This is a genomic window from Pseudomonas allii (assembly GCF_055380095.1).
The window spans coordinates 6,519,741-6,546,113 of record NZ_AP039450.1 but is presented as its reverse complement, the minus strand read 5'-3'; the positions used below and the strand labels follow the sequence as shown (position 1 = coordinate 6,546,113).

Here is a 26,373-nt window from a genome sequence, read left to right as displayed (position 1 = left end):
TCCTTATCCGGCGAAAGGCAGCCAGGGGCTGGCGAGGATCACGCCCAGGGTCAGCAGCGCTTGCGCGCCGAGCAGCCAGGCTTGTTTGCGCAACAGTTTGAGGGCGCCGCGACGGCGTTCGGTCCAGGGCCGGCCGACACGCTTGGCCGATTGCAAGCCGAGGGTCAGCAGGGCCTGGTCGAGGTCCGGTGTGCGCTCGATGTCGCGGGCCAGCAGGGCGAACAGGTCGGCGTCGAACGCCACGCGCAGCGCCCAGTACTTTTGCAGCAGCCCGAGGATAATCATCCACAGGCTGAGCAGCAGGCAGGTGATCGAAATACTCGCCATCAGCAACTGCGCCAGGCCGAACAGCACACCGGCCAGGGTCAGGCCTGTGGATAACTGATCCAGCGAACGACCACGACGCAGCAGGCTGGCGACCACCTGCAGTTCCATATCAGCGGGCATGAGGCAAACCCTCCAACGCTTCTCGGTGTGCGGGGTGCAGGACCACATTGGTCCGTGCTGTACGAATGATAGTCAGCGCCTGCTCTACCGTCGCGGCGCGCCCGGTGTGCAGCAACCAGGCGGCGACGGCGGTAGCGCTGCGCGAGTAGCCGAGGGCGCAGCACACCAGCACGGGGCCGCTGACGCGCAGGCGCTCGATGGCTTGGGCGGCTAGCAGGCATTCGGCAGGCGTGGGTGCGATCAGGTCCAGCACCGGGATGGATTGATAGGCGCGCCCCTGTGGATTAATCGGCAATTCGGCACACAGATCGACGATGGCCGTGAAGGGCGCTTGCTCGCTTGTGGTAGGAATACGCCCGAGCCAGACGTTATCCACAATCAGGTCGGGCTGTGGATGTTTGCGTGTCCACAGGCGCGAGTTGATCCAGGCGGCGGCCAGATACGGTGCATACAGCCAGCGTGCGGCGGGTGTAAGTCGGCCATCAGTGCGTTTCTGGAAACCCGCAGCGCCCAGCACGAAGTAATTGGCCTTGATCAATGCAAGGGCAACCGCTGGCCACAGTAGCCACAGCCAGGCGCCGCCCAATACAAATGCTGGAATCGCCAACAGCACCGCGCCAAGTCCATAGCGCACGCCCAACCGCCAACGCTTGGGATCCCGCGTCAGCCGTGCACTCAACAAAGGGCTCGGATGTTCCGCCGGCCACAACCACACGCAGATCCACCCGGCGAGGGCACCTGTGGGTAAGTCGATAAAGTGATGTTGATAAGTGGTCAGCACCGAAATGCCGATCAACCCGAACCAGCCGTGCACCAGCCAACGCCAGAAACCCTGGGTGTGACGCTGGTACATGACCCACAGGATCACCAGCAGCGCGATGTGCAGCGACGGTGCCTGGTTGAACGGTTTGTCAAACCCGGCCAGCACCGCGAACAGCCAGCCGAACACACCGTCCAGTTCCGGCCGTTCGAAGGTGAAGCGCAGCGGCCAGATCAGGAAGCAGCTCACTGCAATGACCTGCGCACTCAGCAGGCGTAGCGCATGCTGCTTCAACTCATGCCGGGTGCTGGGCAACAACAACGAAAACCCATAAAGCAGGTCGATGGACCAGTAAGGCACGATGGTCCACGCCCAGAACGGCATATGGGTTTCCCAGCCGAACACCAGCGTGCCGACGTCGCTACGCTGGCTGGTGACCCAGGTGGCAAAGCCGTAGGTGCTGAAGAACAGCGGCGCCAACAGCAGCAGCCACAGCACCGCGGGTTTAAATAAACCGGGTTCGCGCATGTTCAGATCTTCTGTGCCAGGGACACGGTGAAAATGCCCCACTCATCCACACGCTGGGTGATCTTGCGGAAACCGGCGGCTTCCACCAGTTGATCCATTTCTGCCTGGCTGCGCCGGCGCATGACCCAGGCCTGGCCCTGGCGATGGCTGGTCAGGGCACGGGCGATCAATTCCAACTGTGGGTGCCACGGTTGGCCGGTGTAGACCAGGTAACCGCCGGGCTCCACTGCTTCAGCCAGCCCGGCCAGCGAACCGCCGACCATGCCGTTATCGGCAAACAATTCATACAGCCCTGACACCACCGCCAGGGTTGGCTTGGGGTCGAGTGCTGCCAGGTCCAGGCGGTCGAACGCATCACCTTTGACGAACTGCGCTATATCCCCCAAACCCTTCTCGCGAATCAACGCGCCACCGTCGCGCACATTGATGTCGCTGTAGTCGCGCAGCAGGATCGATTCCGGCAGTGGCGACACGCCCTGCAAGGCTTCCAGGATGTAGCGGCCATGACCGGCGGCGATATCGACGATGCGCACTTCACGATCTTCACCACGCAACTTGGCCATGGCCAGGCGCAGCAGTTCCTCCACATTCAGCTTGCGCTGGCGAATACCGCGCCAGCCGATGGAGTTGAGGTAATTGGTGTCGATCATCCGCCCCAGCCCGCCTTTGCCGGTAGGCGTGTTGCGGTACACGTAGTCCAGAGTGCTGCCGGAGTCGAAACCGGTGTCGAAGCCCAGTTTCACCCCGTCCGACAGGTTCTTGCCCAGGCCCATGCTGGCGCGGGTCATGCGCCAGTAGAGGTCGCGCAGCGAGTTGCGCGGCAGCGGTGCGGCGAGGGCTTCGGACTCGGCGCAGGTGGCGCCGAGTTTGTCGGCGTCCAGCAGTGAAGCGCGGTCCAGCGGGTGTTCGAAGTTCTGCAGGATGAAGCGCCGGGCGCTGCTCACGGCGCTGGCGCGATCACGTTCGCCGAGGGTGTCGTGGAAGAAACCGGGGAGGATGTGCAGCTCTTTTTTCAGGCTGCCCAGGCGGTCGAAGAATTGCTGCTGGGGTTTGCGATGCACCACGAAGTCGGAGCCGGAGACCAGCAACTGGGTCGGCACCTGGATCGCCTGGGCATCGGCGACCACACGGTCGGCCGCTTCATACAGGCCCAGCAGTACATTCACCGAGATGGCCTTGGTAATCAGCGGGTCGCTGTCGTAGGACGCCACGCGTTCCGGGTCATGGCTGAGAAACTTGGCCTTGACATAGCTGTTGACGAAAAAGTTGCCGCGAAACTTGCGCATCAACGCCAGGCCCGGCCGGGCGAAGGGCACGTAGAGCTTGACCTTGAACGCCGGCGAGGCGAGCACCAGGGCACGGATTTTCGGCGCGTAATCGTGCACCCATGTCGCCGCAATCACTGCGCCGACGCTTTGGGCGATGACGGCGAAGTTTTCTTCCTCGATGCTGTAGGTAGCGCTGATATGGTCGCAGAAGGTCTGCACATCGCGGGCGCTGGTGGCGAAGCTGGGGCTGTCACCGCGCTCGCCGGGAGACTGGCCGTGACCACGGGCGTCCCAGGCGAAGAAGTCGAATTGCGGCAGGTTCAGCTCATCCACCAAGTGGGCGATACGCCCCGAGTGCTCATGGCCGCGATGGAACAGCACGATGGCCTGGCGCTGGCCGGTGTTTTCCGTGGCCGGCCAGTGCCGATAAAAAAGCTCGACGCCATCATGGGTACTGAAGGTGTGCTGCTGCTGTTCGCGCATCGCAAAAGTCCTTATGCAATCGGTGAGGTTTCTTGTTGTTCTTTAAGGCCCTGGCGCACCCGGTTGACCAGGGTGTAGGCGAGCAGGGCGGCCACCAGCCACATCACCGCGTCGACCCAGCCGGCGCCCAGCCAGCCCAGTGCCACACCTGTGGCCAATACGCCGAGTACAAAGGCACGATCACTCTTGCCCATCGGCCCGTCATAGCGGCGCGATGCACCGACCATCGGCCCGAGCACACCGGCGTACTCGCTGAACACCGCCAGCAGCGCCACCAGCAGCACCGGCGCCAGGCTCACACCGGGGATCAGCGCGAATGGCAGGATCAGCGCGCTGTCGGCGATGACGTCGCACAGTTCATTGAGGTAGGCACCTAGGCGCGACTGCTGGCCGAATTCCCGGGCGAGCATGCCGTCGATGGCGTTGAGGGCCATGCGCAGGATCATCCACAGCGGAATCAGCGCGAACAGCCACAGGTGGGTGGCGAAGCTGGCGATCAGCAGGCCGACCAGCAGCGAAACCACGCCGGCCAAAACGGTGATCTGGTTGGCAGTGGTGCCATTGTCGTAGAGGCGCTGCACCAGTGGCCGCAGCAGGTTTTGAAAACGCGGTTTGAGCTGATAGATCGAAATCATGGGGGGTGACGCTTCCTTGTCCGTGAGCCCGCGAAAAACTGTTCTGGAGTGTGCCGATTAATCCTGGCCTGCACCAGTGATGGCGCGTGTTTCTGGGGGTTTAGTCACGATCTTGACGGTGCGGGAGATCAAATGTGGGAGGGGGCTTGCCCCCGAGGGCGATGGGCCAGTTGAAACCGGTGTTGGCTGACACACCGCTATCGGGGGCAAGCCCCCTCCCACAGGGGAACGGTGTACCGCTCAACGCGATGTTTATCGAACAAAAATTTCACGCTCCGTGTTATATCGTAACGAACTGTGTTCGGGTGGGCGTTGAGTCGATGCAAGTGGATCTGGAAGCTGACGGTGCTTCGGTGGAAGGCCTTCCGCGTTTTCAACAAGGGCAGTTCCATGCCCGTCGATTGCGCCAGGCCGGTATCAGCCTGACGGTGCTGGCCGTTGCCGGTTGGGTGCTGGCGCTGTTTGTCGCGCTGTTTGCGCCGCTGTCGATCTGGCCGGTGGTGTTGATCAACTGTGCGTCGGCGTTGCTGTTGCTGGTGGCCGGGCTGCAGTCGGCGTGGTGGGTCGCGGATTGGCGCGCCCAGGCGTTGGAAGAACCTGCGGTTGAAGTGCCGCTTGAAGACCCAGGCCGCTATGCACGCTTTATGCTGCGTTTTGCCAAGCAGATCGGCGCACCCGTGTTGTGGCTTGGTGGCTGGTCGTTGCTGGCGTTGATCAGCGTTGTCGAATTCTGGAACCTGGGGTTGCCTGCCGCATCGGTCGGCCAGTCGGCCAGCATCGGCGCCGCGCTGGCGTTGGCCTTGGCGTTTGGCTTGCTGGTGTTCGAACGTCGGCTGGCTCAGGAAACCGCCGCGCAATGGCCGGAAGCCGCGCAGCTCGCGCAGTTGAGCCGGATGGCGATTGTGTGCCTGGTGCTCAGTGCGATTTGCCTGCTGTTTGCTGGTGCCGAGTCCGTTTGGCCATTGCGCCTGGCGGTGTTGATCGGCTTGCTGCCCGCGCTGGTCTCGCTGGAGTTTGTGCTCAGGGCCGTGTTGTCGCTGTTCAGCCCACGCCAGCCGCGCCTCGAACCGCGCCTGATGGCCCAGAGCTTTATCGCCGGGCTGCTGCGCTGGCCGCCGCAACCCTTGCTCGCCTTGCAGCACGAATTGCACAACCGCTTCGGCATCGATCTGCGCCAGATCTGGGCGTTTACCTACATGCGCCGGGCGTTCCTGCCGGTGCTGCTGGTGGTGCTGGCAGTAGGTTGGACACTGACCGGCGTGCATGAAGTGCCGCTGCAAGGCCGTGGGATTTATGAACGCTTCGGTAAACCCATCCAGGTATTCGGCCCCGGTTTGCATGCGGGCTTGCCCTGGCCGTTGGGCCGTGTGATCAGCGTCGAAAACGGCGTAGTGCATGAGCTCGCCACCAGTGTCAGCGAAGCCGCCACGCCGGAACTGGCGCCCGCTGAAGGCCCGGCGCCGCTGATCGCCAACCGCCTGTGGGACGCCAGCCATGTGAACGACAAGTCCCAGGTGATCGCCAGCAGCAGCGGCGACAAGCAGAGCTTTCAGATCGTCAACATGGACGTGCGTTTCGTCTACCGCATCGGCCTCACCGACCAGGCCGCGCTCGCTGCCACCTATAACAGCGCCAATGTGCCGAGCCTGATCCGCAGCACCGCCAGCCGCATACTGGTGCATGACTTTGCCTCGCGCACCCTCGACGAGCTGCTCGGCGAGCAACGTACGAGCCTTGCCAACGAAATCGGTCGCGCCGTGCAGGCCGACCTGCAAAGACTCGACAGCGGCGTGGAAATCCTCGCCACGGTGGTCGAGGCGATCCACCCACCGGCCGGCGCCGCCAACGCCTATCACGGCGTGCAAGCTGCGCAGATCGGCGCCCAGGCGCTGATCTCCCGCGAGCGCGGCGCGGCCAGTGAGCAAACCAACCAGGCCTTGCTGCAAGCCAGCACCGCACGCGACCAGGCCACGGCCACCGCCCGCGAAGTCAACGCTGGTGCCCAAGCCGCCGACCTGCGTTTTGCCGCCGAACAAAAGGCCTACGCCACCGCCGGCCAGGCGTTCGTGCTGGAACAGTACCTGGGTCAACTCAGCCAGGGCCTGGCCCACGCCAAGCTGCTTATTCTGGATCATCGCCTGGGCGCCGATGGCGCGCCAACGATCGATCTGCGTTCTTTTACCTTGCCGGCCGATCCTTCGCAGCCGCGTAAAGCCGTTCAATAAGGAGTCGGTCCGTTGAGCGCTCATTCTCACGATCACGGTCATCATCATGGCCATCACCACCACCATCATCACGCTGATGAGCAAGCTGCCGGCCCATTCCCCTGGCGGCGCATGGCCTGGGCGGTGCTGCTGGTGCTGTTTGCGGTCGCGGCCGCCAGCCTGGTGCAGGTACGGTCCGGCGAGGCCACGGTGATTACCCGGTTCGGCAACCCGGCGCGGGTGTTGCTGGAGCCCGGCCTGGGTTGGCGTTGGCCGGCGCCGTTCGAAGCGGCGATCCCGGTGGACTTGCGCTTGCGCACCACTTCCAGCGGTTTGCAGGACGTGGGCACCCGCGATGGCCTGCGCATCATCGTGCAGGCCTACGTGGCTTGGCAGGTGCAGGGCGATGCGGACAATGTGCAGCGCTTCATGCGTGCGGTGCAGAACCAGCCGGATGAAGCGGCGCGGCAGATCCGGACCTTCGTTGGCTCGGCGCTGGAAACCACGGCGGCCAGCTTCGACCTGTCGAGCCTGATCAACACCGACGCCAGCCAGGTACGCATCGCTGATTTCGAAGCACAACTGCGTCAGCAGATTGATCAACAATTGCTCAATACCTACGGCGTGCGCGTGGTCCAAGTCGGTATCGAACGGCTGACGCTGCCGTCGGTGACCCTGACGGCCACCGTCGACCGCATGCGTGCCGAGCGTGAAACCATCGCCACCGAACGCACCGCCGTGGGCAAGCGCGAGGCGGCGCAGATCCGCTCTGCCGCCGAGCGCGATGCGCGCATCGTGCAGGCCGACGCCACGGTGAAAGCCGCCGACATCGAAGCGCAATCCCGGGTCGAAGCCGCGCAGATCTATGGCCGCGCCTACGCCGGCAATCCGCAGTTGTATAACCTGCTGCGCTCGCTGGATACCTTGGGCACCGTGGTCACGCCGGGTACCAAGATCATCCTGCGCACCGACGCTGCACCGTTCCGCGCCTTGGTGGATGGGCCGAAGGACATCCAGCCATGATCGAGCGTGACAGCCCGGACAGCCCATGGATCCAGGCCGGGCGCCTGACCTTCCTGGCGCTCTACGCGGTGACGGTGCTGGCGGCACTGGCCTGGGCGTTTTCCAATGTGCGCCAGATCGACCCGCAGAACCGCGCCGTGGTGCTGCACTTCGGCGCCCTCGACCGCATTCAGAATGCCGGGCTGTTGCTGGCCTGGCCGCAGCCGTTCGAGCAGGTGGTGCTGTTGCCGGCGGCGGACCGGGTGATCGAGCGTCGGGTGGAGAACCTGTTGCGTTCCGATGCGGCGACCCAGGCCGACCGCGTGGCCAGTTTCGCCACGCCGTTGAGTGATGCACTGGCCGGTTCCGGTTACCTGCTGACCGGCGATGCCGGCGTGGTGCAGTTGGATGTGCGGGTGTTTTATAAAGTCACCGAGCCTTACGCCTTTGTGTTGCAGGGTGAGCATGTGCTGCCGGCCCTGGACCGGTTGGTGACCCGCAGCGCCGTGGCCCTGACCGCTGCGCGTGACCTGGACACGATCCTGGTGGCCCGCCCCGAGCTGATCGGCACCGACAACGGCGCCGCCGAACGTCGCGAACGGCTGCGCGGCGACCTGGTGCAAGGTATCAACAAGCGCCTCGTGGAGTTGGCGTCCACAGGCTTGGGTTTGGGTATCGAAGTGACCCGCGTCGATGTGCAGTCGAGCCTGCCAGGCCCGGCGGTGAATGCCTTCAATGCGGTGCTTACCGCCAGTCAGCAGGCGGATAAAGCTGTGGCCAACGCGCGCACCGACGCCGAGAAACTCACCCAGACCGCGACCCAGCAGGCCGACCGCCTGGTGCAAGTCGCCCATGCCCAGGCCAGTGAACGCCTGGCCAATGCCCAGGCGCAAACCGCCACGGTCGCCAGCCTGGCCCAGGTGAAAGACCCAGGCTTGCTGCTGCGCCTGTACCGCGAGCGCCTGCCGAAGATTCTCGGCCAGGCCGGTTCGGTGACCACGGTCGATCCTAAAGACGACTCCCGCTTGATCATCCAGGGAGCCGAACAATGAGCGCACCCATGCTGACCTCCGCCGAGCAGCGCAGTGCTGCCCGGCAATTGACCCTGGCCATGCTGGCCCTGGGGTTGCTGGTGCTGGGCCTGGTGTGGCGCTGGCTGGCGCCGGACCAGAGCGGTGTGAGCCAGTTGCTGCTGGGTGTCGCGTCGCTGTTGGTGGCGGTGCCGGTGATGCGTTCGGCCTGGTACAGCCTGCGGTTCCCGAGCCTGCACGGCATCACCGACCAACTGATCGCCCTGGCCATGCTGGGCGCCTGGGCTACGGGTGACCTGCTGACCGCCGCGTTGCTGCCGATCATCATGATTTTTGGCCATGTGCTGGAAGAACGCAGCGTGATCGGTTCCCAGGAGGCGATCCATGCCCTGGGCAAGCTGACCCGCAGCCATGCGCGTTTGGTGCAGGCCGATGGCAGCATTCAGGAAGTGGACAACGGCACGCTGAATACCGGTGACATCGTTGAGGTGCGCGCCGGCGACCGGGTGCCGGCGGATGGCGTGGTGCTGTCGGGCCAGGCGAGCCTGGACACGGCGCCGATTACCGGTGAGTCGGTGCCGCTGGAAGCCAGCGTTGGCGTGCAGGTGTTTGGTGGGGCGATCAACCTCGATGGGTTGTTGCGCCTGCAAGTGACCCGCACCGGTAACGAATCCACCCTGGGCAAAGTCATCGCGCTGATGCAGAACGCCGAGCGCTCCAAGCCGCCGATCACGCGGCTGCTGGAGCGGTATGCCGGCAGTTATATGGTGCTGGTGTTGTTGCTGGCGGCGGTGACCTGGTTTGTGACCAATGACGCCCAGGCGATGCTCGCCGTTCTGGTGGCGGCGTGCCCATGTGCGTTGGTGCTGTCGGCACCGGCCACGGCGATTGCCGGGATAGCAGTCGCGGCGCGGCATGGGATTCTGATTCGCAGCTCGGCGTTCCTCGAAGAGCTGGCGGACCTGACCTCGCTGGTGGTCGACAAGACCGGCACCCTGACCTTTGGCACCTTGCGCCTGCAATCCATCGACACCACGGCGCCGGACCGGCAGGTGTTGCTGAACCTGGCGGCGAGCCTGGGTTCGGCTAGCAGCCACCCGGTCAGCCGGGCGTTGGCGGGGTTGGCGACGCAGGAACAGATGCTGGCGTTGACAGACATCCGCGAACGCCAGGGCCTCGGCGTGGTGGCGCAGACCGATCAGGGCGAAGCGGCCTTGGGCAGGCCAGAGTTGTTCGAGCAGTTGGGCATCGTGACCACCGCGGTGCCGAACCACGATGGCCCCATCGCCGGGCTGGCGTTGAACGGTCAGTTTCTGGCCTGGCTGTTGCTGGCCGATAGCGTCAAGCCGGAGGCACGCCAGGCCCTGCAAGAACTGCGTGACCTCGGTCTCGGTCGCCAACTGCTGCTCACCGGTGACCGCCAGAGCGTCGCCGACAGCCTGGCGCTGGACGTGGGCATCAGTGACGTCGAAGCCCAGGCCCTGCCGGAAGACAAGCTCAACCGCGTACTGGGTGAAATCGGCAGCGGTTTCCGGCCCATGGTGGTGGGCGATGGCATCAACGATTCGCTGGCGCTCAAGGCCGGAGTGGTCGGCGTGGCCATGGGCGCAGGCGGTGCGGACATCGCCCTGGCGTCAGCGGACGTGGTGTTGATCGGCAGCGACCTGCGGCGCCTGGGCACCTGTGTGCGCTTGAGTCGCCAGTGCCGGCAGACGCTGCAGGTCAACGTGATCATCGGCCTGGGCTGGACCTTGGCAATCGTGATATTCGCCGCGTTTGGCTGGTTGGGCGCTGCCGGGGCGATGATTGCAGCGGTGTTGCATAACCTCAGTACCTTGCTGGTACTGGGCAATGCCGGGCGTTTGCTGCGCTTTCAGGAACCCCTTCTGAAGCTTGAAGAATAATTTTCAGAAATTTTTGCACACCCCTGTAACGCGGATGAGGGGCCTCACTCTAGTGGTGTGTCGAGACTGAACAATCCGTTCAGACCGACACCCCTACGATCATGAGGACTACAACAATGAACATCAAATCCGCTGCTGCTGGTGCCGCTCTCGCGATGGCTGCCGCCACTATGTTTGCCGGTGTTGCCACCCAGGTGCAGGCCGCAGATGCCACCGTTCACTGCTATGGCGTCAACGCCTGCAAAGGCCAGAACGACTGCAAGACCAAAGACCATGCGTGCAAAGGTCAGGGTTCCTGCAAGGGCCAGGGCTTCCTGTCGATGACCAAGTCGATGTGCGACGCCAAGGGCGGCACCGTCGGCGAATAACCGGCAATCCAGTGCTCCCGCAGCGGCTGCCCCCACCGCTGCGGACACTTCCCAGGAGTGTCTTATGCCTGCCTCCCTTTCAAGCCTCGGCTACGGCCTGGGTTTACGCAGCGAGTATTACCAGCAGATCCTAGAACAATCGCCGGCCGTGGATTGGTTCGAAGTGATCTCCGAGAATTACCTGGTCCAGGGCGGCAAAGCCTTGTACTACCTGGATGCGATAGCCGAGCGTTATCCCCTGGTGATGCATGGCGTATCCCTGTCCGTCGGCGGGCCGCATGCCCTCGACACCGACTACCTCAAGCAGATCAAACAGCTTGCTGAGCGCATCCAGCCGGCGTGGGTGTCCGATCACCTGTGCTGGAGCCGTGGCAGCGCCCATCAGTTGCATGACCTGCTACCGCTGCCTTACACCGAAGAAAGCCTCTACCACGTGGCCGCCCGCGTGCGCCAAGTGCAGGATGTGTTGGAACGTCCGCTGGTGCTGGAAAACGTCTCCAGCTACGTGCGTTCCAAAGCCGATGAATTCACCGAGTGGGAATTCCTCAACGCCCTGGCCCACCTGTCGGGGTGCCAGTTGTTGCTGGACGTCAACAATGTGTACGTCAGCTCGCGCAATCATGGTTTCGATGCCTGGACGTTTATCCGCAACCTGCCGCCGCAGAGCATCCGTCAGTTGCACCTGGCCGGGCACATGGACTACGGCGACTACGTGGTCGATACCCATGACCACCCTGTGTGTGACCCGGTGTGGGCGCTCTATCAACAAACGCTGGAGCACCTGGGGCCGGTGTCGACGCTGCTGGAACGGGACGACCATTTCCCACCCTTCGAGGAGTTGCTCACCGAGCTCAGCAAAGCCCGTGAGCTGGGGGCCATGGCGTTGGCCAGGAGATCTTTATGCGCATGACCGATTGGCAGTTGGCCTTTGAACAGCACCTGTTATCCGAAACACCCGTGGCCAACAGTGGCTTCGCCGCGACCCTGCTGGGCGGGCCGACGCTGGATGTGGACACGGGCCTGGCGATTTATCACAACGCCTATATCTCGCGATTGCAGGACGTCTTGCGGCATGACTTCAGCGCCATTCTCTATTGGCTGGGCGATGACGAGTTCGCCGCGCTGACCGAAGCCTACGTGCGCCGTTATCCCTCGGCCCATTACAGCCTGCGCTGGTTGGGCGAGCGTTTCCCGACGTTTATCCTTGAGCACCTGGTGGCGGAGCAAAGTGCGCCGCTGGCGGAGCTGGCGCGGTTGGAGTGGGCGTTTACCCTGGCGTTTGATGCGCCGCAGGGCGAACCGCTGACCCTCCACGACATGGCAAACCTGGCGCCTGAAGACTGGCCGGGCCTGCAAGTCACGCTGGTGCCCTCCGTGCAACAGGTCCTCTGCCACTTCAATACCGTGGCGATCTGGCGCGCCAGCAAGGACGAGTCTGACTTCCCCCACAGCCAGGCGCTGGACCCGGCGCACATCTGCCTGGTATGGCGGCACCAGAATGTGTGCCATTACCGCAGCCTGGAACCTGCAGAAATCTGCGCCCTGGCAAACATGGTGACCACCGGCTGGAGTTTTTCAGAACTGTGCGCCGAACTGGCAGTCACTTATGCAGAGGGTGCCCCATTGCAGGCCGTGACGTGGCTGAAACAGTGGGTCCAGGACGGTTTGCTCGAGCGTCGAGCCCCATAGAAGACGGCTATCAAATCGATAGCCTCCTACTTTGTCTTTGGATGGTCTACCCTCACAGCAGACGTCTGAAACAAGGGGGGACTACTCATGCTCGCGCAACTTCCACCGGCCTTACAGAATCTTCAGCTACCGCTGCGTCTTCGACTCTGGGACGGCCATGAATTCAACTTGGGCCCCGAGCCCAGTGTGACCATCGTGGTGAAGGACCCCACGGTCGTGACCAAGCTGACCCATCCCACGCTCGATTCACTGGGCGAAGCCTTCGTCGAGGGCAAATTGGAGCTGGAAGGCTCCATTTCCGAGGTCATCCGGGTGTGTGACGAATTGAGTCATGCCCTGATCGAAGACGACGAGGGGAGTCGTCCGGTGCGCTCGATCCACGACAAGGCCACCGACGCAGCGGCCATTTCCTACCATTACGACCTGTCCAACGAGTTCTACCAGCTGTGGCTGGACCAGGACATGGCGTACTCCTGTGGGTATTTCGAAACCGGCAGCGAATCCATCGACCAGGCGCAACAAGACAAATTTCGCCATCTGTGCCGCAAGCTGCGGCTACAGCCGGGGGAGTATTTACTCGATGTAGGTTGTGGTTGGGGTGGGTTGGCGCGGTTTGCTGCGCGGGAGTTTGGAGTCAAAGTGTTTGGCATCACCTTGAGCAAGGAGCAGTTGGCCCTGGCCCGGGAACGGGTGAAGGCCGAAGGGCTGCAAGATCAGGTGGACCTGCAACTGCTCGACTACCGCGACCTGCCGCAAGACGGCCGTTTCGACAAAGTGGTGAGCGTGGGCATGTTCGAACACGTCGGTCACGCCAACCTGGCGCAGTACTGCAAGACCCTGTTCGGCGCCGTGCGCGAAGGCGGCCTGGTGATGAACCACGGCATTACCGCCAAGCACACCGATGGTCGCCCGGTCGGTCGTGGTGCCGGCGAGTTCATCGAGCGTTATGTGTTCCCCAACGGTGAACTGCCGCACCTGGCGATGATGACCGCCGAAATCAGCGAGGTCGGGCTGGAAGTGGTCGACGTCGAAAGTCTGCGCCTGCACTACGCGCGCACCCTGGACCATTGGAGTGAGCGCCTGGAAGACAACCTGGAAGCGGCGGCGAAGATGGTGCCGGAGCAGGCGTTACGCATTTGGAGGCTGTACCTGGCCGGTTGTGCGTATGCGTTTGCCCGGGGCTGGATCAACCTGCACCAGATCCTGGCGGTGAAACCCCATGCCGATGGCAGCCACGACCTGCCGTGGACACGAGAAGATATCTACCGCTGAGTCCGTTTTTTCAGAACAATGAAGGTCAAGTGTGGGAGGGGGCTTGCCCCCGATGAAGGTGTGTCAGCCAATGCCTGAGTTGATTGAACCGCCGCTATCGGGGCAAGCCCCCTCCCACAGGGCTCACCGCAGTGCGTTAGAGAATCGGTGAAATAAGCCGCGCGACCCGCATGCCCAGTTGTTGCAGGCGGCGGGTCTCGCGGCTTTCTTGCTGGCTGACCTCGTGGGCCAGGGCGAAGTCGTCCAGCAGCATGTGCTCGACCTCGCGGGCGAAGGCCGCGTCCACCGTCAGCAACATCACTTCGAAATTCAACCGGAACGAACGGTTGTCCATGTTCGCACTGCCGATGGCACTGATTTCGCTGTCCACCAACACCACCTTCTGATGCAGAAAGCCCGGCGTGTAGCGGAACACCCGCACACCGGCGCGTACCGCTTCGATCGCGTAAAGGCTGGACGCCGCGTAGACGATGCGATGATCGGGCCGCGAGGGCAGCAACAGGCGCACGTCGACCCCGCGCAGCACCGCCAGGCGCAGGGCGGCGAACACCGCTTCGTCGGGGATGAAGTACGGGCTGGTGATCCATACGCGTTCGGTCGCCGCGTGGATGGCCTCGACAAAAAACAATGAGCAGGTTTCATACGGGTCGGCGGGACCGCTGGCAAGCAATTGGCAGAGCACGCCGTCTTCCGGGTAGGTATCCGGCAGGATCAGCGGCGGCAACTCGCGTGCCGCCCAAAACCAGTCTTCGGCAAACGACTCCTGCAGGCACGCCACCACCGGGCCGGTGACCTGCACGTGGGTATCGCGCCACGGCGCCAGCGGTGGTTTCTTGCCCAGGTATTCATCGCCGACGTTATGCCCGCCGACAAATCCGGTGATGCCGTCCACCACTACGATCTTGCGATGGTTGCGGAAGTTGACCTGGAAGCGATTGAGCCAGCCGCTGCGGGTAGCGAACGCTTTGACTTTCACCCCGGCGTCGCGCAGCGATTGCACATAACGATGGGGCAGGGCGTGGCTGCCGATGCGGTCGTAGAGCACGTGGATGTCTACGCCTTCAGCGGCTTTTTCCTTCAACAGGGCGTGCAGTTGGCCGCCAAGCTCGTCGTCATGAATGATAAAGAACTGGAACAGCACCGCTGTCCTGGCGTTGCGGATCGCCTCGAAGATTGCGCTGAACGTGGCCTCGCCATTGATCAACAAGCGCACTTCATTGTTGGCCAGGCACGGCATGCGGCCCAGCTTGGGCATGGCGCGCAGAGAGGTGTAGGCGCTGGAGTTGCGTGCTGCCAGGGCTTCCTCGACCCAGGGGCGCCAGTTCAGCGCGGTGATCGCGGTGTGCATTTCCTGGTTGGCCTGGCGGCGGGCCTGGATGTAGGCGTCGAACGTACTGCGGCCGAAGATCAGGTAGGGGATCAGCGTGAGATAGGGCATGAACATCAGCGACAAGGCCCAGGCGATCGAGCCTTGGGCGGTCCTGACGGTCAGCACCGCGTGGATCGCGGCAAGAGTCCCGAGAAAGTGCAGCGTGGCGATGAAGTAGGCGAGCAGGTGCGGGCCAAAAAAATCCATGGACGACGGTACTCCAGACAATCCAGTGCCTAACAGACCATGTTCGGTCACGAATGTCGCTATTTTATTTGGCGTGCAACACTGACGCCTTTGCGGCGTCTAACGCCAACAATTGCCCAGGAGTTACCCGATGAATGCTCGTCTGCTTGGTTTAGCCATGGTTATTGGTTTGTCGCTGCCCGTGGCAGCACAGGCGCAGATGCTGGCGCCGGGCTTGTGGGAATTGACCACCAGCAATATGAAAGTCGATAACCAGGACCTGCCGGACCTGTCGCTGATCCTCGGTCAACTCAAGCAACAGATGACCCCCGAACAGCGCGCTATGCTGGAAAAACAAGGCATCACCATGGCTGGCAAAGGCGTACAGGTGTGCCTGACACCGGCACAGGTGGCCTCTGATTCGATCCCCCTGACCGACCAGCAATCGGGCTGCAAACAGCAAGTGACCGACAAGACTGGCAACCAGTGGAAATTCCGCTTCAGTTGTCCGAAAGCCCAGGGCACGGGCGTCGCTACGTTCCAAAGCCAGAAAGAATTCACCACCACCGTCAACGGCACCTTCAATGCCACCGGCATTCAGCAGAAGGGCAGCCTGGACAGCCACGCCCAGTGGCTGGGTAACGATTGCGGTTCGGTCAAGCCCCGCGCTTAAGCCTTTCGCACAAGGCCTCGACGCTCATCTGACCGAGGTCTTCCCCCTGGCGGCTACGCAGGCTGACGTAACCGCCGGTTTTTTCCTTCTCGCCGACTATCACCAAATACGGTGTTTCGTGGAGGCAGTGTTCGCGGATCTTGTAGCCGATCTTCTCACTGCGCCGGTCCATGATCGCCCGTACGCCCACGCCTTTTAACGCATCGCATACCTGCTGGCCGAAGTCGACCTGGTGTTGACTCATCGTGAGCACCGCCACCTCCTGGCTGGCCCAGCAGGTGGCGGTGATGCGCTGCTGTGACGCATTGCTGACAACCCTGGTCAGTTTGAACGCCCGGATCACACCCGTGCTCGGCACGAGGGGGCCTTGGCTCGGGGCATCGAAATCTCCCAGGCGCCGTACCGAATGATTGGTGTTCGCCAGCTGGCGCATACGCGCCTCGAGCAGTTCCAGGTCGGTCGGCGTGAAGACGCGTTCGTAGGTCAAGTCAACGTAAAAACCGTCTTCGACTACCGCCCCGGCTACGCGTTGAGCGGCGGGAAACAGTTGTTTGACGGCCATCGCCAACAGGCTCGCGCAGGAGCGGCGCAGAATCTCCAACCCCTCGTGATCCTGGGTAGTGATGATCTGGAGCCGGGTGTCCTGTTCCAGCACGTGCTCGCAATCCACCAGCTCACCCTCGACGCGGCCGGCAACCGCCGCTTTGGCCAGCCCCACCCCGATACTGGCAGCCACTTCATAAACTGACAAAGCGCCGTCGTACTCGCGTTGGGTGCCGTCTGGCAGGGTGATGCGGATCATCGCCGTCGTCTCTAGCGCTGGAAATGCAAAGGTAATCCTTGGCAGCTGTCTATTACCTGACCGTTATCAAAGGCCAGGTGCCCGGACACCAGGGTGGTGCTGACGCTATGGCGAAAGCTGCGCTCGGCGAACGGCGTCCAGCCGCAGCGGGCCAGGATCGGTTGGCTGCTGACCGGTTTGCCTTCGGGCTCGGGTTTGATCAGTACCAGGTCGGCCCAATAGCCTTCGCGCAGATAACCGCGATCGGGGATGGCGAACAGATCGGCGACGCGGTGGCTGGTTTTCGCCACCAGGGTCGCCAGCGGCAGGTGCTCATCGGCTACCAACTCCAGTAGTGCGGGCAGGGCATGCTGAACCAGCGGCAAGCCCGCCGGCGCTTCACGGTAATCCAGCTGTTTTTGCGCCCAGCCATGCGGGGCGTGATCGCTGCCGATCACATCCAGGCGGTTGCTCAACAAGGCCAGGCGCAAGGCGTCGCGGTCGGCGCGGCTCTTGATCGCCGGGTTGCATTTGATCTGGTGACCGAGGCGGTGATAGTCGCGGTCATCGAACAGCAGGTGGTGCAGGCAGACTTCGGCGGTGATGCGTTTTTCGGCCAGGGGCTTGTCTTCGAACAGCGCCAGTTCGCGGGCGCTGGTCAGGTGCAGCACGTGCAGGCGCGTGCCATGGCGCTTGGCCAACTCCACCGCAAAAGATGAGGAGCGATAGCACGCCTCGGCATCGCGGATCAGCGGGTGCGCGACGGCGGGAATCTTGTCGCCGAAGCGTTCGCGCAGGCGCACTTCATTAGCCTGAATGCTTGACGTGTGTTCGCAATGGGCCAGCAGGATGGTCGGCACTTCGGCGAACAGTCGCTCCAGGATCCTCGGGTCATCCACCAGCATATTGCCGGTGGACGCACCCATGAACACTTTGACCCCGGCGACTTCACGCGGGTCGAGGGCAGCGACGGTGTCGAGGTTGTCGTTGCTCACGCCGAAGTGAAAGCCATAGTTGGCCACAGAGTGCAGGGCGGCGCGGCGTTTTTTATCGGCTAGGGCTTCCAGGTTCAAGGTGGCCGGGTTGGTGTTGGGCATGTCCATGAAGCTGGTGATGCCGCCGGCCACCGCTGCGCGGGATTCGCTGTAGAAGCTGCCTTTGTCCGGCGCGCCGGGTTCGCGAAAGTGCACCTGGTCATCGATCATGCCCGGCAGCAGCCACTGGCCTTGCGCGTCTATTTCCACTGGCTCGTTATAGCCGTCAAGGCTGCCGACGATCTTCTCGATACGGCCATTGGCGACCAGTACATCGGCGTCGAATTCCTGGCCTTCATTCACCAGGCGGGCATTGCGAATCAGCACGCGGCTCATGGCTCAGAACTCGTTTTGCAGGGCTTTGTAGCCGCGCACCAGATCGACGTTGGTACGCGCCACGTCTTCGGAAAACTCCGAGGCGCTCACGCTCACTGGCGGGAATTGCGACAGGTCGGTGTTGGGACCGATGCGGGTGGTGGAGGGCACGTAGAAGGCGGCGGGCAAATCGCGGCCGTCGACCACCGAGTTGTGGCGCACCACGCAGCCATCGCCCACGGCACAGTTGAACAGCACGCTGTTGAAACCGATGAACACGCGGTCGCCTACGCTGCAGGGGCCGTGGACGATGGAGCGGTGCGCAATGGAGGTGAACTCGCCGATGGTCACTGCTGCGCCGGACTTGGAGTGGATGACCACGCCGTCCTGGATGTTGGAGTTGGCGCCGATGGTGATCGGGTCCATGTCCCCGCTGGCGTCGACTTCATCGGCGCGGATCACCGCGTAGGGGCCGACGAAGACGTTCTCGCCGATGATGACCTTGCCGCAGATGATTGCGGTCTTGTCGACGTAGGCCGATTCGGCAATGACGGGAAGATCGCCGGACGGGTTTTTGCGGATCATGCTGAGGGCTCCGTGATGATGTGAACGTGGTCGCCATCGATAGCGTTGTAGAAGCAGGTAGGGCGGCGGGTATGACAGGCAGGGCCTTGCTGGTCGACGATCAGCAACACGGCGTCGCCGTCGCAATCCAGGCGCGCTTCGACCAGTTGTTGCCAATGGCCGGAGCTTTCGCCCTTGCGCCATAGCTGTTGGCGCGAGCGCGACCAGTAGCAGACTTGCCCGGTGGCCAGGGTTTCCTTGAGGGCCGGGCGGTTCATCCAGGCCAGCATCAACACCGCGCCGCTGCCGTGTTGCTGGGCAATGGCGGCGATCAGGCCGTCGCTGTTCCACGGCAGCGCATCAAGTACAGGTTCGAGTGGAAAGCGGCTGCCCACGGCAGCCCCTTCCAGGTCGAGCATGCTCAGGGTCATGGCTTGCTCAGGGCCGCACACAGGGTGTTGAGGTTGTACTCGAACAACCCGGTGAAGGTGCTGGCCGGGCCTTGCGCGGCGAGGGCGTCGGAGTACAGCGTGCCGCCGATCTGCGCGCCGCTTTCGTCTGCGATCTGCTTGAGCAGGCGCGAGTCCTTGATGTTTTCCATGAACACGGCCTTGACCTTGTCTTTGCGGATCTGGGTGATCAGAGCGGCGACTTCGGCGGCAGAAGGTTCACGTTCGGTGGACAGGCCCTGAGGCGCAAGGAACTCAATGCCGTAGGCCTGGCCCAGGTAGCCGAAGGCGTCATGGGAGGTGACGATGCGGCGGTTGCCTGCTGGCAGCGCACCGAACTTGGCCTTGGCTTCGGCCAGCAAGCGGTAGATTTCTTTCAGGTAGGCCTGGCTGTTGCGCAGGTAGTCAGCCTTGTTCGCCGGGTCGGCGGCGACCAGCGCCTTGGTGATGTTATTCACGTAGATTTCGGCGTTGGCCAGGTTATGCCAGGCGTGTGGGTCGGGGATGGTTTCGCCGTCTTCTTCCATGGTGTGGGAGATCACGCCTTTGCTGGCGGTGACCACGGTGGCCTTGGTTTCGGTGCTGGCCACCAGGCGGTCCAGCCACGGCTCGAAGCCCAGGCCGTTCTTGATGATCAGCTTGGCCTTGAGCAGCGCCTTGGCGTCGTCCGGTGTTGGCTCGTAGGTATGGGCGTCGGCGTCGGGGCCGACCATGTTGCTGATCTGGATGTGATCGCCACCAATCTGGTGGGTGATGTCATCGAGAATACTGAAGCTGGTCACCACCTGGAGTTTGTCGGCGGCCTGGGCCATCGACAGCGGCAGCAGCAGACTGAACAGCACGAGTAAAGCGCGCATCGGGAAACACCTCATTGGGATGTAAGAGAGGGCGGGCGGCGCAGCAAGCCGTGCACCGGACCGAAGACCACGGACAGCAGATACCCGGCGCCAGCCACCAGCACGATGGCCGGGCCGCTGGGCAACGAGTAGTAGAACGACAACAACAAACCCAGCCATACCGACAGGCATCCCAGCACTGCCGATACCGCAATCAACACCGGCAGGCGTCGGCTCCAGAAACGTGAAGCGATGGCCGGCAACATCATCAAACCCACCACCATCAAGGCGCCGATGGCCTGGAAACCGATCACCAGGTTCAGCACCACCAGGGTCAGGAACAACCCGTGGGCCAGTGGGCCGAGGCGGCTGACGGTTTGCAGGAACAGCGGGTCGAGGGTGTCCAGCAGCAATGGTCTGTAGATCACCGCCATGGCGATCAGGCTGAACCCCGAGACCCAGAGCATGCCGGTGAGGGTGGTTTCATCCACCGCCAGGGCGGAGCCGAACAGCAGGTGCAGCAAGTCCAGGCGCTTGCCGGCGATGCCGAGGATCAACACGCCGGCGGCGAGGGAGATGGGGTAGATGGCGGCGAGGCTGGCGTCTTCGCGCAGGCCGGTGCGGCGGGTGATCCATGCGGACAGGCCGGCCATGCTCAGGCCAGCGCCCAGGCCGCCGATGGTCAGGGCCGGCAGGCTGAGGCCCGCAAACCAGAAACCGAGGGCGGCGCCGGGCAGGATGCCGTGGGCCACGGCGTCACCGATCAGGCTCATGCGTCGCAGGATCAGGAACACCCCGAGCGGTGCGGTGCTGCAGGCGAGTACCAGTCCGCCGATCAGCGCGCGGCGCATGAACACGAAGTCGAGAAAGGGCATCCACAGGTGGGCGGTGAGGTGCATCAAGCCACCTGCATTTGGGGCTGCGGGCGGATCAGCTCTTTGCTGGGGCCGAACACGCAGCCGGTGTTTTTGATCTGCACCACCTGCTGGGTGTGGTGGCGCACGGAAGCAAGGTCATGGCAGACCACGATCAGCGTACGGCCTGCGTCGTGCCAGGCGTGGATGTGTTTCCAGCACAGCGCCTGGCCTTCTTCATCGAGGGCGGCGTGGGGTTCATCGAGCAGCAGCACCGGCGCTTCGGCCAGGCTCATGCGGGCGAGCAGGGCGCGTTGCAGCTCGCCGCCGGAGAGAGCCATCAGCGGGCGGTGTTCCAGGCCGCTGAGGCACCAGTCTTCCAGTACCGCGCCAAGGCGCTGGCTGCGTTGTTGCGGGGAGAGCTGGGTGCCCCAGAATCCGGCGGCGACCAGCTCCTGCAGGCTGATAGGGAACTGGCGGTCCAGGTGCTGTTGCTGCGGCAGGAACGATAGGCCGCCACGGCGTGGAACCGCCACCGTGACCTTACCCGCCAAGGGTTTTTGCAGGCCGGCGATGACTTTGAGCAGGCTGCTTTTGCCGGTGCCGTTGGCGCCGATGATGCCAGTGAGGCTGCCTTTTTCCAGGGTGAGGTCGAGGGCGGGCGTCAGTGGTTGGCCGGGTGCGCCCCAGCGTAAGGCGGTGCAGGTGATCATGCAGGGTTTCTCGTCCAGCGGCTCTCAGCGACGGCATCGTGCGCGTGCAGGCTTTCGGCGTGGATCACTTTCAGGTGGAAGGCTTTGACGGCATCCGAGCGTTTCAAGGCGAGGTTCAGGCGGCGGGCGGCGTCTTCGCAGAACATCAGGTTCTGCCCGTTGGCCAGGGCGAAGGCTTGTTCGTCCGCGCGTTTTACAGCGGTTTGTACGGCGGTGCCGAGGGCGGCTTCTACGTTATCAATCAGTTCAGTTATTGGCAGGCTGGGTTGGTTGCCGTCCAACTCGATCAGCAGTTGCGCGCTGCTGCGCTGGCTGTGAGGCGTGGCGACGATGCCATTGGCGCTGCCGAGCCAGGTCAACACATCCTCATGCTGCAGCGGCGTATTGCCGAAGTCTTCAAGAAATTGCTGCTGAATCAACTGCCTGGCGAGGGCAGCCGAGCACGGGCAGGTTGAGGAATAGGTAACGTCAATTTTTAGTTCCACGTGGAACATCTGGTTTTCCAGGCGTGCCTGGATGCTCACCGGGTAGCCTTTCCAGCCGGCCAACGGGCTGACCAGCGCCGAGCGCTTGAGCAGCAGATCAGTGTGGATGCGCAGGTAGGCGTTATTAGATAAACCTTCATGACTGTCGAGAAAACGCTGCAGTACATTACGCAGAAGTGCAGGCGTAAGCGGCTGCTGGTCGAGCATCTCCAGCGCCAGATACAGGCGTGACATATGAATGCCACGGGCGGTGCCATCGTGCAGGCTCACGCCCGCATCGGCGGTGGCGGTGAGGCGCTGGTCGTCGATGAGGATTGGCAGGGCGATGCCGCACATGCCTACCCAGTCGAGTGGCAAGGCTTGGCGTGAAGCCTGCGCGGCGATATCCGGCAGAGTCAGCGCATTCATGAGCAGGTCCATCATTGGAAATAAAAAGACATGTTATAGTATAACTATTGTGTCGACGATGGTTTTTCTGCGCCAGCCTTTTTTCAGTCATGTCGAGCAGGGACGCTCCTTTTTTGCGGTACTTTTCATGCACAGACGTCAGCTTCTTAACCTGCTTCTGGCCAGCCCTCTTTTCACCTTGCCATTCGCCGCCCACGCCACGCAGATCAGCAACGCCCGCCTGTGGCGCTCGGACGACAAGCTGCGGTTGGTGTTCGATCTCAGCGGCCCGGTGCAATACAAGACCTTCACACTGAGCGCGCCGGAACGCCTGATCATCGACCTGAGCGGCGCCGGCCTCAGCGGTGATTTCTCTCAATTGGCGTTGAAGAACAGCGGCATCACCTCGATTCGCTCGGGGCATTTTGGTAAAGGCGATACGCGCATCGTGCTGGACCTGGTCGCACCGATGCAGCTCAACAGCTTTCTATTGCCACCCCAGGACGGCCAGGGTCATCGCCTGGTGCTGGACCTGACCAGCGCCACCCAGGCGCCTCGCCAGATTGCCGCCGAACCTGCGCCGCGCGTGGATAAGGCCCACCCCAAGCGCGACATCATTGTGGTGGTCGACCCCGGCCACGGCGGCAAGGACCCGGGCGCGGTCGGCTCCAAGGGCCAGCGCGAAAAAGACGTGGTGCTGTCCATCGCGCAGCTGTTGGCCAAACGCTTGAAGCGCGAGAAGGGCTTTGATGTGAAGTTGGTGCGCAACGATGACTTCTTCGTACCGCTGCGCAAACGGGTGGAGATCGCTCACAAGCACAATGCCGACATGTTCATCTCGGTGCATGCGGACGCGGCGCCGCGCATCACTGCCTCGGGCGCCTCGGTGTATGCCTTGTCCGAAGGCGGCGCGACTTCAGCCACGGCGCGGTTCATGGCGCAACGGGAAAACGGCGCCGACTTGCTCGGCGCCACCAGCCTGCTGAATCTGAAGGACAAGGACCCGATGCTCGCCGGGGTAATCCTGGACATGTCGATGAACGCCACCATCGCCTCCAGCCTGCAACTGGGCAACTCGATCCTGGGCAGCCTGGAAGGTATCACCAGCCTGCATCAGAAACGCGTGGAACAGGCGGGATTCGCGGTACTCAAGTCACCCGACGTGCCGTCGATCCTGGTGGAAACCGGGTTTATCTCCAATGCGCGGGACAGCGCGCGGCTGGTCACCGCGCGGCATCAACAGGCGGTTGCCGATGGGTTATTCGAAGGTTTGAAAAAGTATTTCCAGAAGAACCCACCGATGAACAGCTACATGGCGTGGGTGCAGGAACAGAAGAACGCCCAGGTCTAACAGCCAGTAATGCGGCTGCAGGTGAATTTGGCGCTGGCGCCACCTGAACTGGAGAACCGGTTGAGGGTGGTCCAGCCCACGCGCCGCGTGTAGCCGACCCACGCCTCACCGTCCGACGCCAACCCGGTAAAGAACGTCAGCTGCCCGTAGCGGCTGTTTGTCTGCGCCCAGTAGCGCTTGCCGATCACCTCATACCCGCGCAGATACGTCGTACTGCCGACCGTCGCCACGCTGTAGGCATTGCCCAACGGGTCAACACAAGCCAGCAGGTTGGCGCTGCGCGTGCAGTGGGCCAACAGGTTGGGGGCCTGGGCGCAGGCAGGTCCCGCCGCAGCCAACAACAGGGCGCACACCAGGTATTTCATCAGGTTTCTCGCGGCAGGGAAGTGTTCAAGCATTGCGCCCTTCATCGTGGTGAGCAAGAGGGGATTGGCTTATTTGTATTGTTATACTATAACATTAAAACACAGCCTGACCCGTGAACCGCTCTCCATGACCGAACAAGACCTGCTGGCCCAACCGCCCGCCGACTATATGAATGAAGCCCAGCAGGGCTTCTTCCGTGAGTTGCTGCTGGCGCAACGCAATGAGCTGCAAGCGCGTATCGACGCCGAATTCCTGCTGCTGCGCGAGCAGGAAACCAACAGCGACCCTGCCGATGTGGGTAGCGCCGAAGAACAGCGCCAATGGCAACTGCGCCTGCTGGAGCGGGAAAAGAAGCTGCTGGACAAGATCGACGACGCCCTCGAATTGCTGGCGCGCGGCGAGTACGGCTGGTGCCGCGAAACCGGCGAGCCCATCGGCCTGCAGCGCTTGTTGCTGCGTCCTACCGCCACCCTGTGTATCGAAGCCAAAGAACGTGAAGAGCTGCGCGAACGCCATAAACGGGCGATTTGACCGGCCAACCCTGATGAGGAATACCTGATGCCCGATCGCCTCCCCGTTACTGTGTTGTCCGGCTTTCTCGGCGCCGGTAAAAGCACGCTGCTCAACTACGTCCTGCGCAACCGCGAAAATCTGCGGGTGGCGGTGATCGTCAACGATATGAGCGAAATCAACATTGATGGCAGCGAAGTCCAGCGCGATGTCACCCTCAACCGTGCCGAAGAAAAACTGGTGGAGATGAGCAACGGCTGCATCTGCTGCACCTTGCGTGAAGACTTGTTGGAAGAGGTCGGAAAACTCGCCAAGGAAGGTCGCTTCGATTACCTGCTGATCGAATCCACCGGCATCTCCGAGCCCTTGCCGGTGGCCGAGACCTTCACCTTTCGTGACGAGAACGAGCAAAGCCTGGCCGATATCGCCCGCCTGGACACCATGGTCACCGTGGTCGACGGCATGAACTTCCTGCTCGACTACCAGGCCGCCGAAAGCCTGGCCTCGCGCGGTGAAACCCTGGGTGAAGAAGACGAGCGCTCGATCACCGACCTGCTGATCGAGCAGATCGAATTCGCCGACGTGATCCTCATCAGCAAGATCGACCTGATCAGCAGCCGCGAACGTGAAGAGTTGATGGCAATCCTTGAGCGCCTCAACGCCCAGGCGGAAATCATCCCGATGGTCATGGGTGAGGTGCCGCTGAACAAGATCCTCAACACCGGTCGATTCGATTTCGAGCGCGCCGCCCAGGCGCCGGGCTGGTTGCAGGAGTTGCGCGGTGAACATGTGCCCGAAACCGAAGAGTACGGCATAGCCTCCACCGCTTACCGCGCGCGCCGCCCGTTTCATCCACAGCGCTTTTTCGACTTTATCGACCGCCCCTGGGTCAACGGCAAACTGCTGCGTTCCAAGGGGTTTTTCTGGCTGGCCAGCAAACACCAGGATGCGGGCAGTTGGTCCCAGGCCGGTGGCCTGATGCGTCATGGTTTTGCCGGCCGCTGGTGGCGCTTCGTGCCAAAAAGCCAGTGGCCTCAGGACGAAGAAAACGTCGCGGCGATCATGGGCAACTGGCAACTGAGCACCGGCGACTGCCGCCAGGAACTGGTGTTTATCGGCCAGAACATCGACTTCACCCGCATGCGCGCCGAGTTGGATGCGTGCTTGCTCAACGATGAAGAAATGGCCCTGGGCGTCGAAGGCTGGCGCCTGCTGGCCGATCCTTTTGGCCCCTGGTATGAGGAGGCAGCCGCCTGATGCTGGCCCCGGTTATCCCCCTGCGTCACGTGATTCGCCAGACCCGTGGTGACACCCCGCTGGCGCTGTCCGACATCCTCGAAGACGGCGTCAACCTGGCGCTGTGGCAGCGCCAGCTGCCGCTGCACATCGCCGAGTTCGGCGCCTTGTTGGTGTCGCTCAACGAGCCGTTGGCCGATTCCATGGTCATTGAACTTAACAACGAAGACGCCGAGCCAAACTTGCAGGACTTGGCGTCGAGTTGTCGTGATCTAGAGGGCTACGAAGGCTTTATCGCCGATGTGTCGTGGCTGGTCAGTGCGTTCGCCTGCCTGCTCGGCGCCAAGCGTATCGGCGTGCGCTTGCGTTTGTTGGATAAAGCCATGTGCCCGCGTTTTCACGTCGACCACGTGCCGGTGCGTCTGATCACCACCTATGCCGGGATCGGCAGCCAGTGGTTGCGTGAAGGCGTGATGGACCGTCGCAAACTCAGCCAGCCGGATGCCGAACCCACCGAGCGTATCGAGCAGATCCACTGCGGCGAAGTGGCCTTGCTCAAGGGCACCAAATGGCATGGCAATGAAGGCCATGGCCTGATTCACCGTTCTCCCGCACTGAGGGCCGACGAGCGCCGCTTGATCCTGACACTGGATTGGCTCGCATAACCGCGTAG

Annotated in this window: 27 protein-coding genes; 13 read left to right on the top strand and 14 right to left on the bottom strand. The window is 62.7% G+C overall.

What is annotated here, in order from left to right:
• Positions 1–3: 3 nt before the first annotated feature.
• The 4 genes from ACZ445_RS30130 to ACZ445_RS30115 are packed head-to-tail and all read right to left on the bottom strand — an operon-like array spanning position 4 to position 4,121.
• Positions 4–447, bottom strand: coding sequence for a hypothetical protein (locus ACZ445_RS30130; protein WP_058424347.1), 444 nt, complete (start codon positions 445–447; stop codon positions 4–6).
• On the bottom strand, positions 437–1,735 hold the full coding sequence (locus tag ACZ445_RS30125) for a phosphatase PAP2/dual specificity phosphatase family protein (RefSeq protein ID WP_058424346.1): 1,299 nt from the start codon (positions 1,733–1,735) through the stop codon (positions 437–439). The genes ACZ445_RS30130 and ACZ445_RS30125 overlap by 11 nt, the downstream gene beginning before the upstream one ends.
• Positions 1,736–1,737: 2 nt before the next feature.
• Positions 1,738–3,486: a bifunctional alpha/beta hydrolase/class I SAM-dependent methyltransferase gene (locus ACZ445_RS30120; protein ID WP_058424345.1), complete on the bottom strand. Its 1,749-nt coding sequence runs from the start codon at positions 3,484–3,486 to the stop codon at positions 1,738–1,740.
• Between the two features lie 11 nt (positions 3,487–3,497).
• Positions 3,498–4,121 (bottom strand): CDP-alcohol phosphatidyltransferase family protein, encoded by a 624-nt coding sequence (locus ACZ445_RS30115; RefSeq protein WP_058424344.1) that lies wholly within the window; start codon positions 4,119–4,121, stop codon positions 3,498–3,500.
• A gap of 320 nt (positions 4,122–4,441) precedes the next feature.
• On the opposite strand from ACZ445_RS30115, the gene hflK (ACZ445_RS30110) reads away from it, so the two are divergent.
• From hflK (ACZ445_RS30110) to cfaB, 8 genes are all read left to right on the top strand, one after another.
• Positions 4,442–6,346, top strand: a complete 1,905-nt coding sequence (gene hflK, locus ACZ445_RS30110) for a protease modulator HflK (protein WP_179040647.1) — start codon at positions 4,442–4,444, stop codon at positions 6,344–6,346.
• A gap of 12 nt (positions 6,347–6,358) precedes the next feature.
• Positions 6,359–7,348 carry a protease modulator HflC gene (gene hflC, locus ACZ445_RS30105; RefSeq protein WP_058424342.1) on the top strand — a complete coding sequence of 330 codons (990 nt, stop codon included), beginning with the start codon at positions 6,359–6,361 and terminating at the stop codon, positions 7,346–7,348.
• Positions 7,345–8,379 (top strand): protease modulator HflK, encoded by a 1,035-nt coding sequence (gene hflK, locus ACZ445_RS30100; RefSeq protein WP_179030131.1) that lies wholly within the window; start codon positions 7,345–7,347, stop codon positions 8,377–8,379. Before hflC ends, hflK (ACZ445_RS30100) begins: the two co-directional genes overlap by 4 nt.
• Positions 8,376–10,262 carry a cation-translocating P-type ATPase gene (locus ACZ445_RS30095; RefSeq protein ID WP_179030132.1) on the top strand — a complete coding sequence of 629 codons (1,887 nt, stop codon included), beginning with the start codon at positions 8,376–8,378 and terminating at the stop codon, positions 10,260–10,262. The genes hflK (ACZ445_RS30100) and ACZ445_RS30095 overlap by 4 nt, the downstream gene beginning before the upstream one ends.
• 116 nt (positions 10,263–10,378) lie before the next feature.
• Entirely contained in the window at positions 10,379–10,630 is a 252-nt protein-coding gene (gene bufA2, locus ACZ445_RS30090) for a BufA2 family periplasmic bufferin-type metallophore (protein WP_058424339.1), read from the top strand.
• A gap of 64 nt (positions 10,631–10,694) precedes the next feature.
• On the top strand, positions 10,695–11,540 hold the full coding sequence (bufB, locus tag ACZ445_RS30085) for an MNIO family bufferin maturase (protein WP_310862906.1): 846 nt from the start codon (positions 10,695–10,697) through the stop codon (positions 11,538–11,540).
• The gene (locus ACZ445_RS30080; RefSeq protein ID WP_310862905.1) at positions 11,531–12,319 is read left to right on the top strand and encodes a DNA-binding domain-containing protein; all 789 of its coding nucleotides are present in this window, start codon (positions 11,531–11,533) and stop codon (positions 12,317–12,319) included. Before bufB ends, ACZ445_RS30080 begins: the two co-directional genes overlap by 10 nt.
• A gap of 87 nt (positions 12,320–12,406) precedes the next feature.
• Positions 12,407–13,591 (top strand): C17 cyclopropane fatty acid synthase CfaB, encoded by a 1,185-nt coding sequence (gene cfaB, locus ACZ445_RS30075; RefSeq protein WP_310862904.1) that lies wholly within the window; start codon positions 12,407–12,409, stop codon positions 13,589–13,591.
• Between the two features lie 136 nt (positions 13,592–13,727).
• Here cfaB and cls read toward each other — a convergent pair whose 3' ends face one another.
• A complete protein-coding gene (gene cls, locus ACZ445_RS30070; protein ID WP_058424335.1) occupies positions 13,728–15,167 on the bottom strand; it encodes a cardiolipin synthase in 1,440 nt (479 codons plus the stop codon).
• Positions 15,168–15,297: 130 nt separating this feature from the next.
• Between cls and ACZ445_RS30065 the strand changes: the two genes are divergently transcribed.
• Positions 15,298–15,819: a DUF3617 domain-containing protein gene (locus ACZ445_RS30065; protein ID WP_179030133.1), complete on the top strand. Its 522-nt coding sequence runs from the start codon at positions 15,298–15,300 to the stop codon at positions 15,817–15,819.
• Here ACZ445_RS30065 and ACZ445_RS30060 read toward each other — a convergent pair.
• Genes ACZ445_RS30060 through folE2 form a run of 8 tightly spaced genes read right to left on the bottom strand, consistent with a single transcriptional unit; the run spans position 15,803 to position 22,258 of the window.
• Positions 15,803–16,621: a His/Gly/Thr/Pro-type tRNA ligase C-terminal domain-containing protein gene (locus tag ACZ445_RS30060; RefSeq protein WP_179030134.1), complete on the bottom strand. Its 819-nt coding sequence runs from the start codon at positions 16,619–16,621 to the stop codon at positions 15,803–15,805. The genes ACZ445_RS30065 and ACZ445_RS30060 overlap by 17 nt on opposite strands.
• Positions 16,622–16,632: 11 nt before the next feature.
• Positions 16,633–17,970: a dihydroorotase gene (locus ACZ445_RS30055; RefSeq protein WP_310862903.1), complete on the bottom strand. Its 1,338-nt coding sequence runs from the start codon at positions 17,968–17,970 to the stop codon at positions 16,633–16,635.
• Positions 17,971–17,973: 3 nt separating this feature from the next.
• Complete coding sequence (locus ACZ445_RS30050; protein WP_058424331.1) at positions 17,974–18,534, bottom strand: gamma carbonic anhydrase family protein; 561 nt, start codon at positions 18,532–18,534, stop codon at positions 17,974–17,976.
• Entirely contained in the window at positions 18,531–18,944 is a 414-nt protein-coding gene (gene hisI, locus ACZ445_RS30045; RefSeq protein ID WP_058424330.1) for a phosphoribosyl-AMP cyclohydrolase, read from the bottom strand. The genes ACZ445_RS30050 and hisI overlap by 4 nt, the downstream gene beginning before the upstream one ends.
• Positions 18,941–19,819 (bottom strand): metal ABC transporter substrate-binding protein, encoded by an 879-nt coding sequence (locus ACZ445_RS30040; protein WP_058424329.1) that lies wholly within the window; start codon positions 19,817–19,819, stop codon positions 18,941–18,943. The genes hisI and ACZ445_RS30040 overlap by 4 nt, the downstream gene beginning before the upstream one ends.
• Before the next feature lie 11 nt (positions 19,820–19,830).
• Positions 19,831–20,697 (bottom strand): metal ABC transporter permease, encoded by an 867-nt coding sequence (locus ACZ445_RS30035; protein WP_058424328.1) that lies wholly within the window; start codon positions 20,695–20,697, stop codon positions 19,831–19,833.
• Complete coding sequence (locus ACZ445_RS30030) at positions 20,697–21,365, bottom strand: metal ABC transporter ATP-binding protein (RefSeq protein WP_058424327.1); 669 nt, start codon at positions 21,363–21,365, stop codon at positions 20,697–20,699. Before ACZ445_RS30030 ends, ACZ445_RS30035 begins: the two co-directional genes overlap by 1 nt.
• Positions 21,362–22,258, bottom strand: coding sequence for a GTP cyclohydrolase FolE2 (gene folE2, locus ACZ445_RS30025; protein WP_058424326.1), 897 nt, complete (start codon positions 22,256–22,258; stop codon positions 21,362–21,364). Before folE2 ends, ACZ445_RS30030 begins: the two co-directional genes overlap by 4 nt.
• 127 nt (positions 22,259–22,385) lie before the next feature.
• Between folE2 and ACZ445_RS30020 the strand changes: the two genes are divergently transcribed.
• Positions 22,386–23,588, top strand: a complete 1,203-nt coding sequence (locus ACZ445_RS30020) for an N-acetylmuramoyl-L-alanine amidase (protein WP_058424465.1) — start codon at positions 22,386–22,388, stop codon at positions 23,586–23,588.
• On the opposite strand, the gene ACZ445_RS30015 is transcribed toward ACZ445_RS30020, so the two are convergent.
• Positions 23,585–23,953 carry a hypothetical protein gene (locus ACZ445_RS30015; RefSeq protein ID WP_058424464.1) on the bottom strand — a complete coding sequence of 123 codons (369 nt, stop codon included), beginning with the start codon at positions 23,951–23,953 and terminating at the stop codon, positions 23,585–23,587. The genes ACZ445_RS30020 and ACZ445_RS30015 overlap by 4 nt on opposite strands.
• 127 nt (positions 23,954–24,080) lie before the next feature.
• On the opposite strand from ACZ445_RS30015, the gene dksA reads away from it, so the two are divergent.
• From dksA to ACZ445_RS30000, 3 genes are read left to right on the top strand one after another with little or no spacing between them, the layout of a single operon-like run.
• Complete coding sequence (gene dksA / locus ACZ445_RS30010) at positions 24,081–24,485, top strand: RNA polymerase-binding protein DksA (RefSeq protein WP_058424325.1); 405 nt, start codon at positions 24,081–24,083, stop codon at positions 24,483–24,485.
• A gap of 27 nt (positions 24,486–24,512) precedes the next feature.
• Complete coding sequence (gene zigA, locus ACZ445_RS30005) at positions 24,513–25,721, top strand: zinc metallochaperone GTPase ZigA (RefSeq protein WP_058424324.1); 1,209 nt, start codon at positions 24,513–24,515, stop codon at positions 25,719–25,721.
• A complete protein-coding gene (locus ACZ445_RS30000) occupies positions 25,721–26,365 on the top strand; it encodes a DUF1826 domain-containing protein (protein WP_058424323.1) in 645 nt (214 codons plus the stop codon). Before zigA ends, ACZ445_RS30000 begins: the two co-directional genes overlap by 1 nt.
• Positions 26,366–26,373 lie beyond the last annotated feature (8 nt).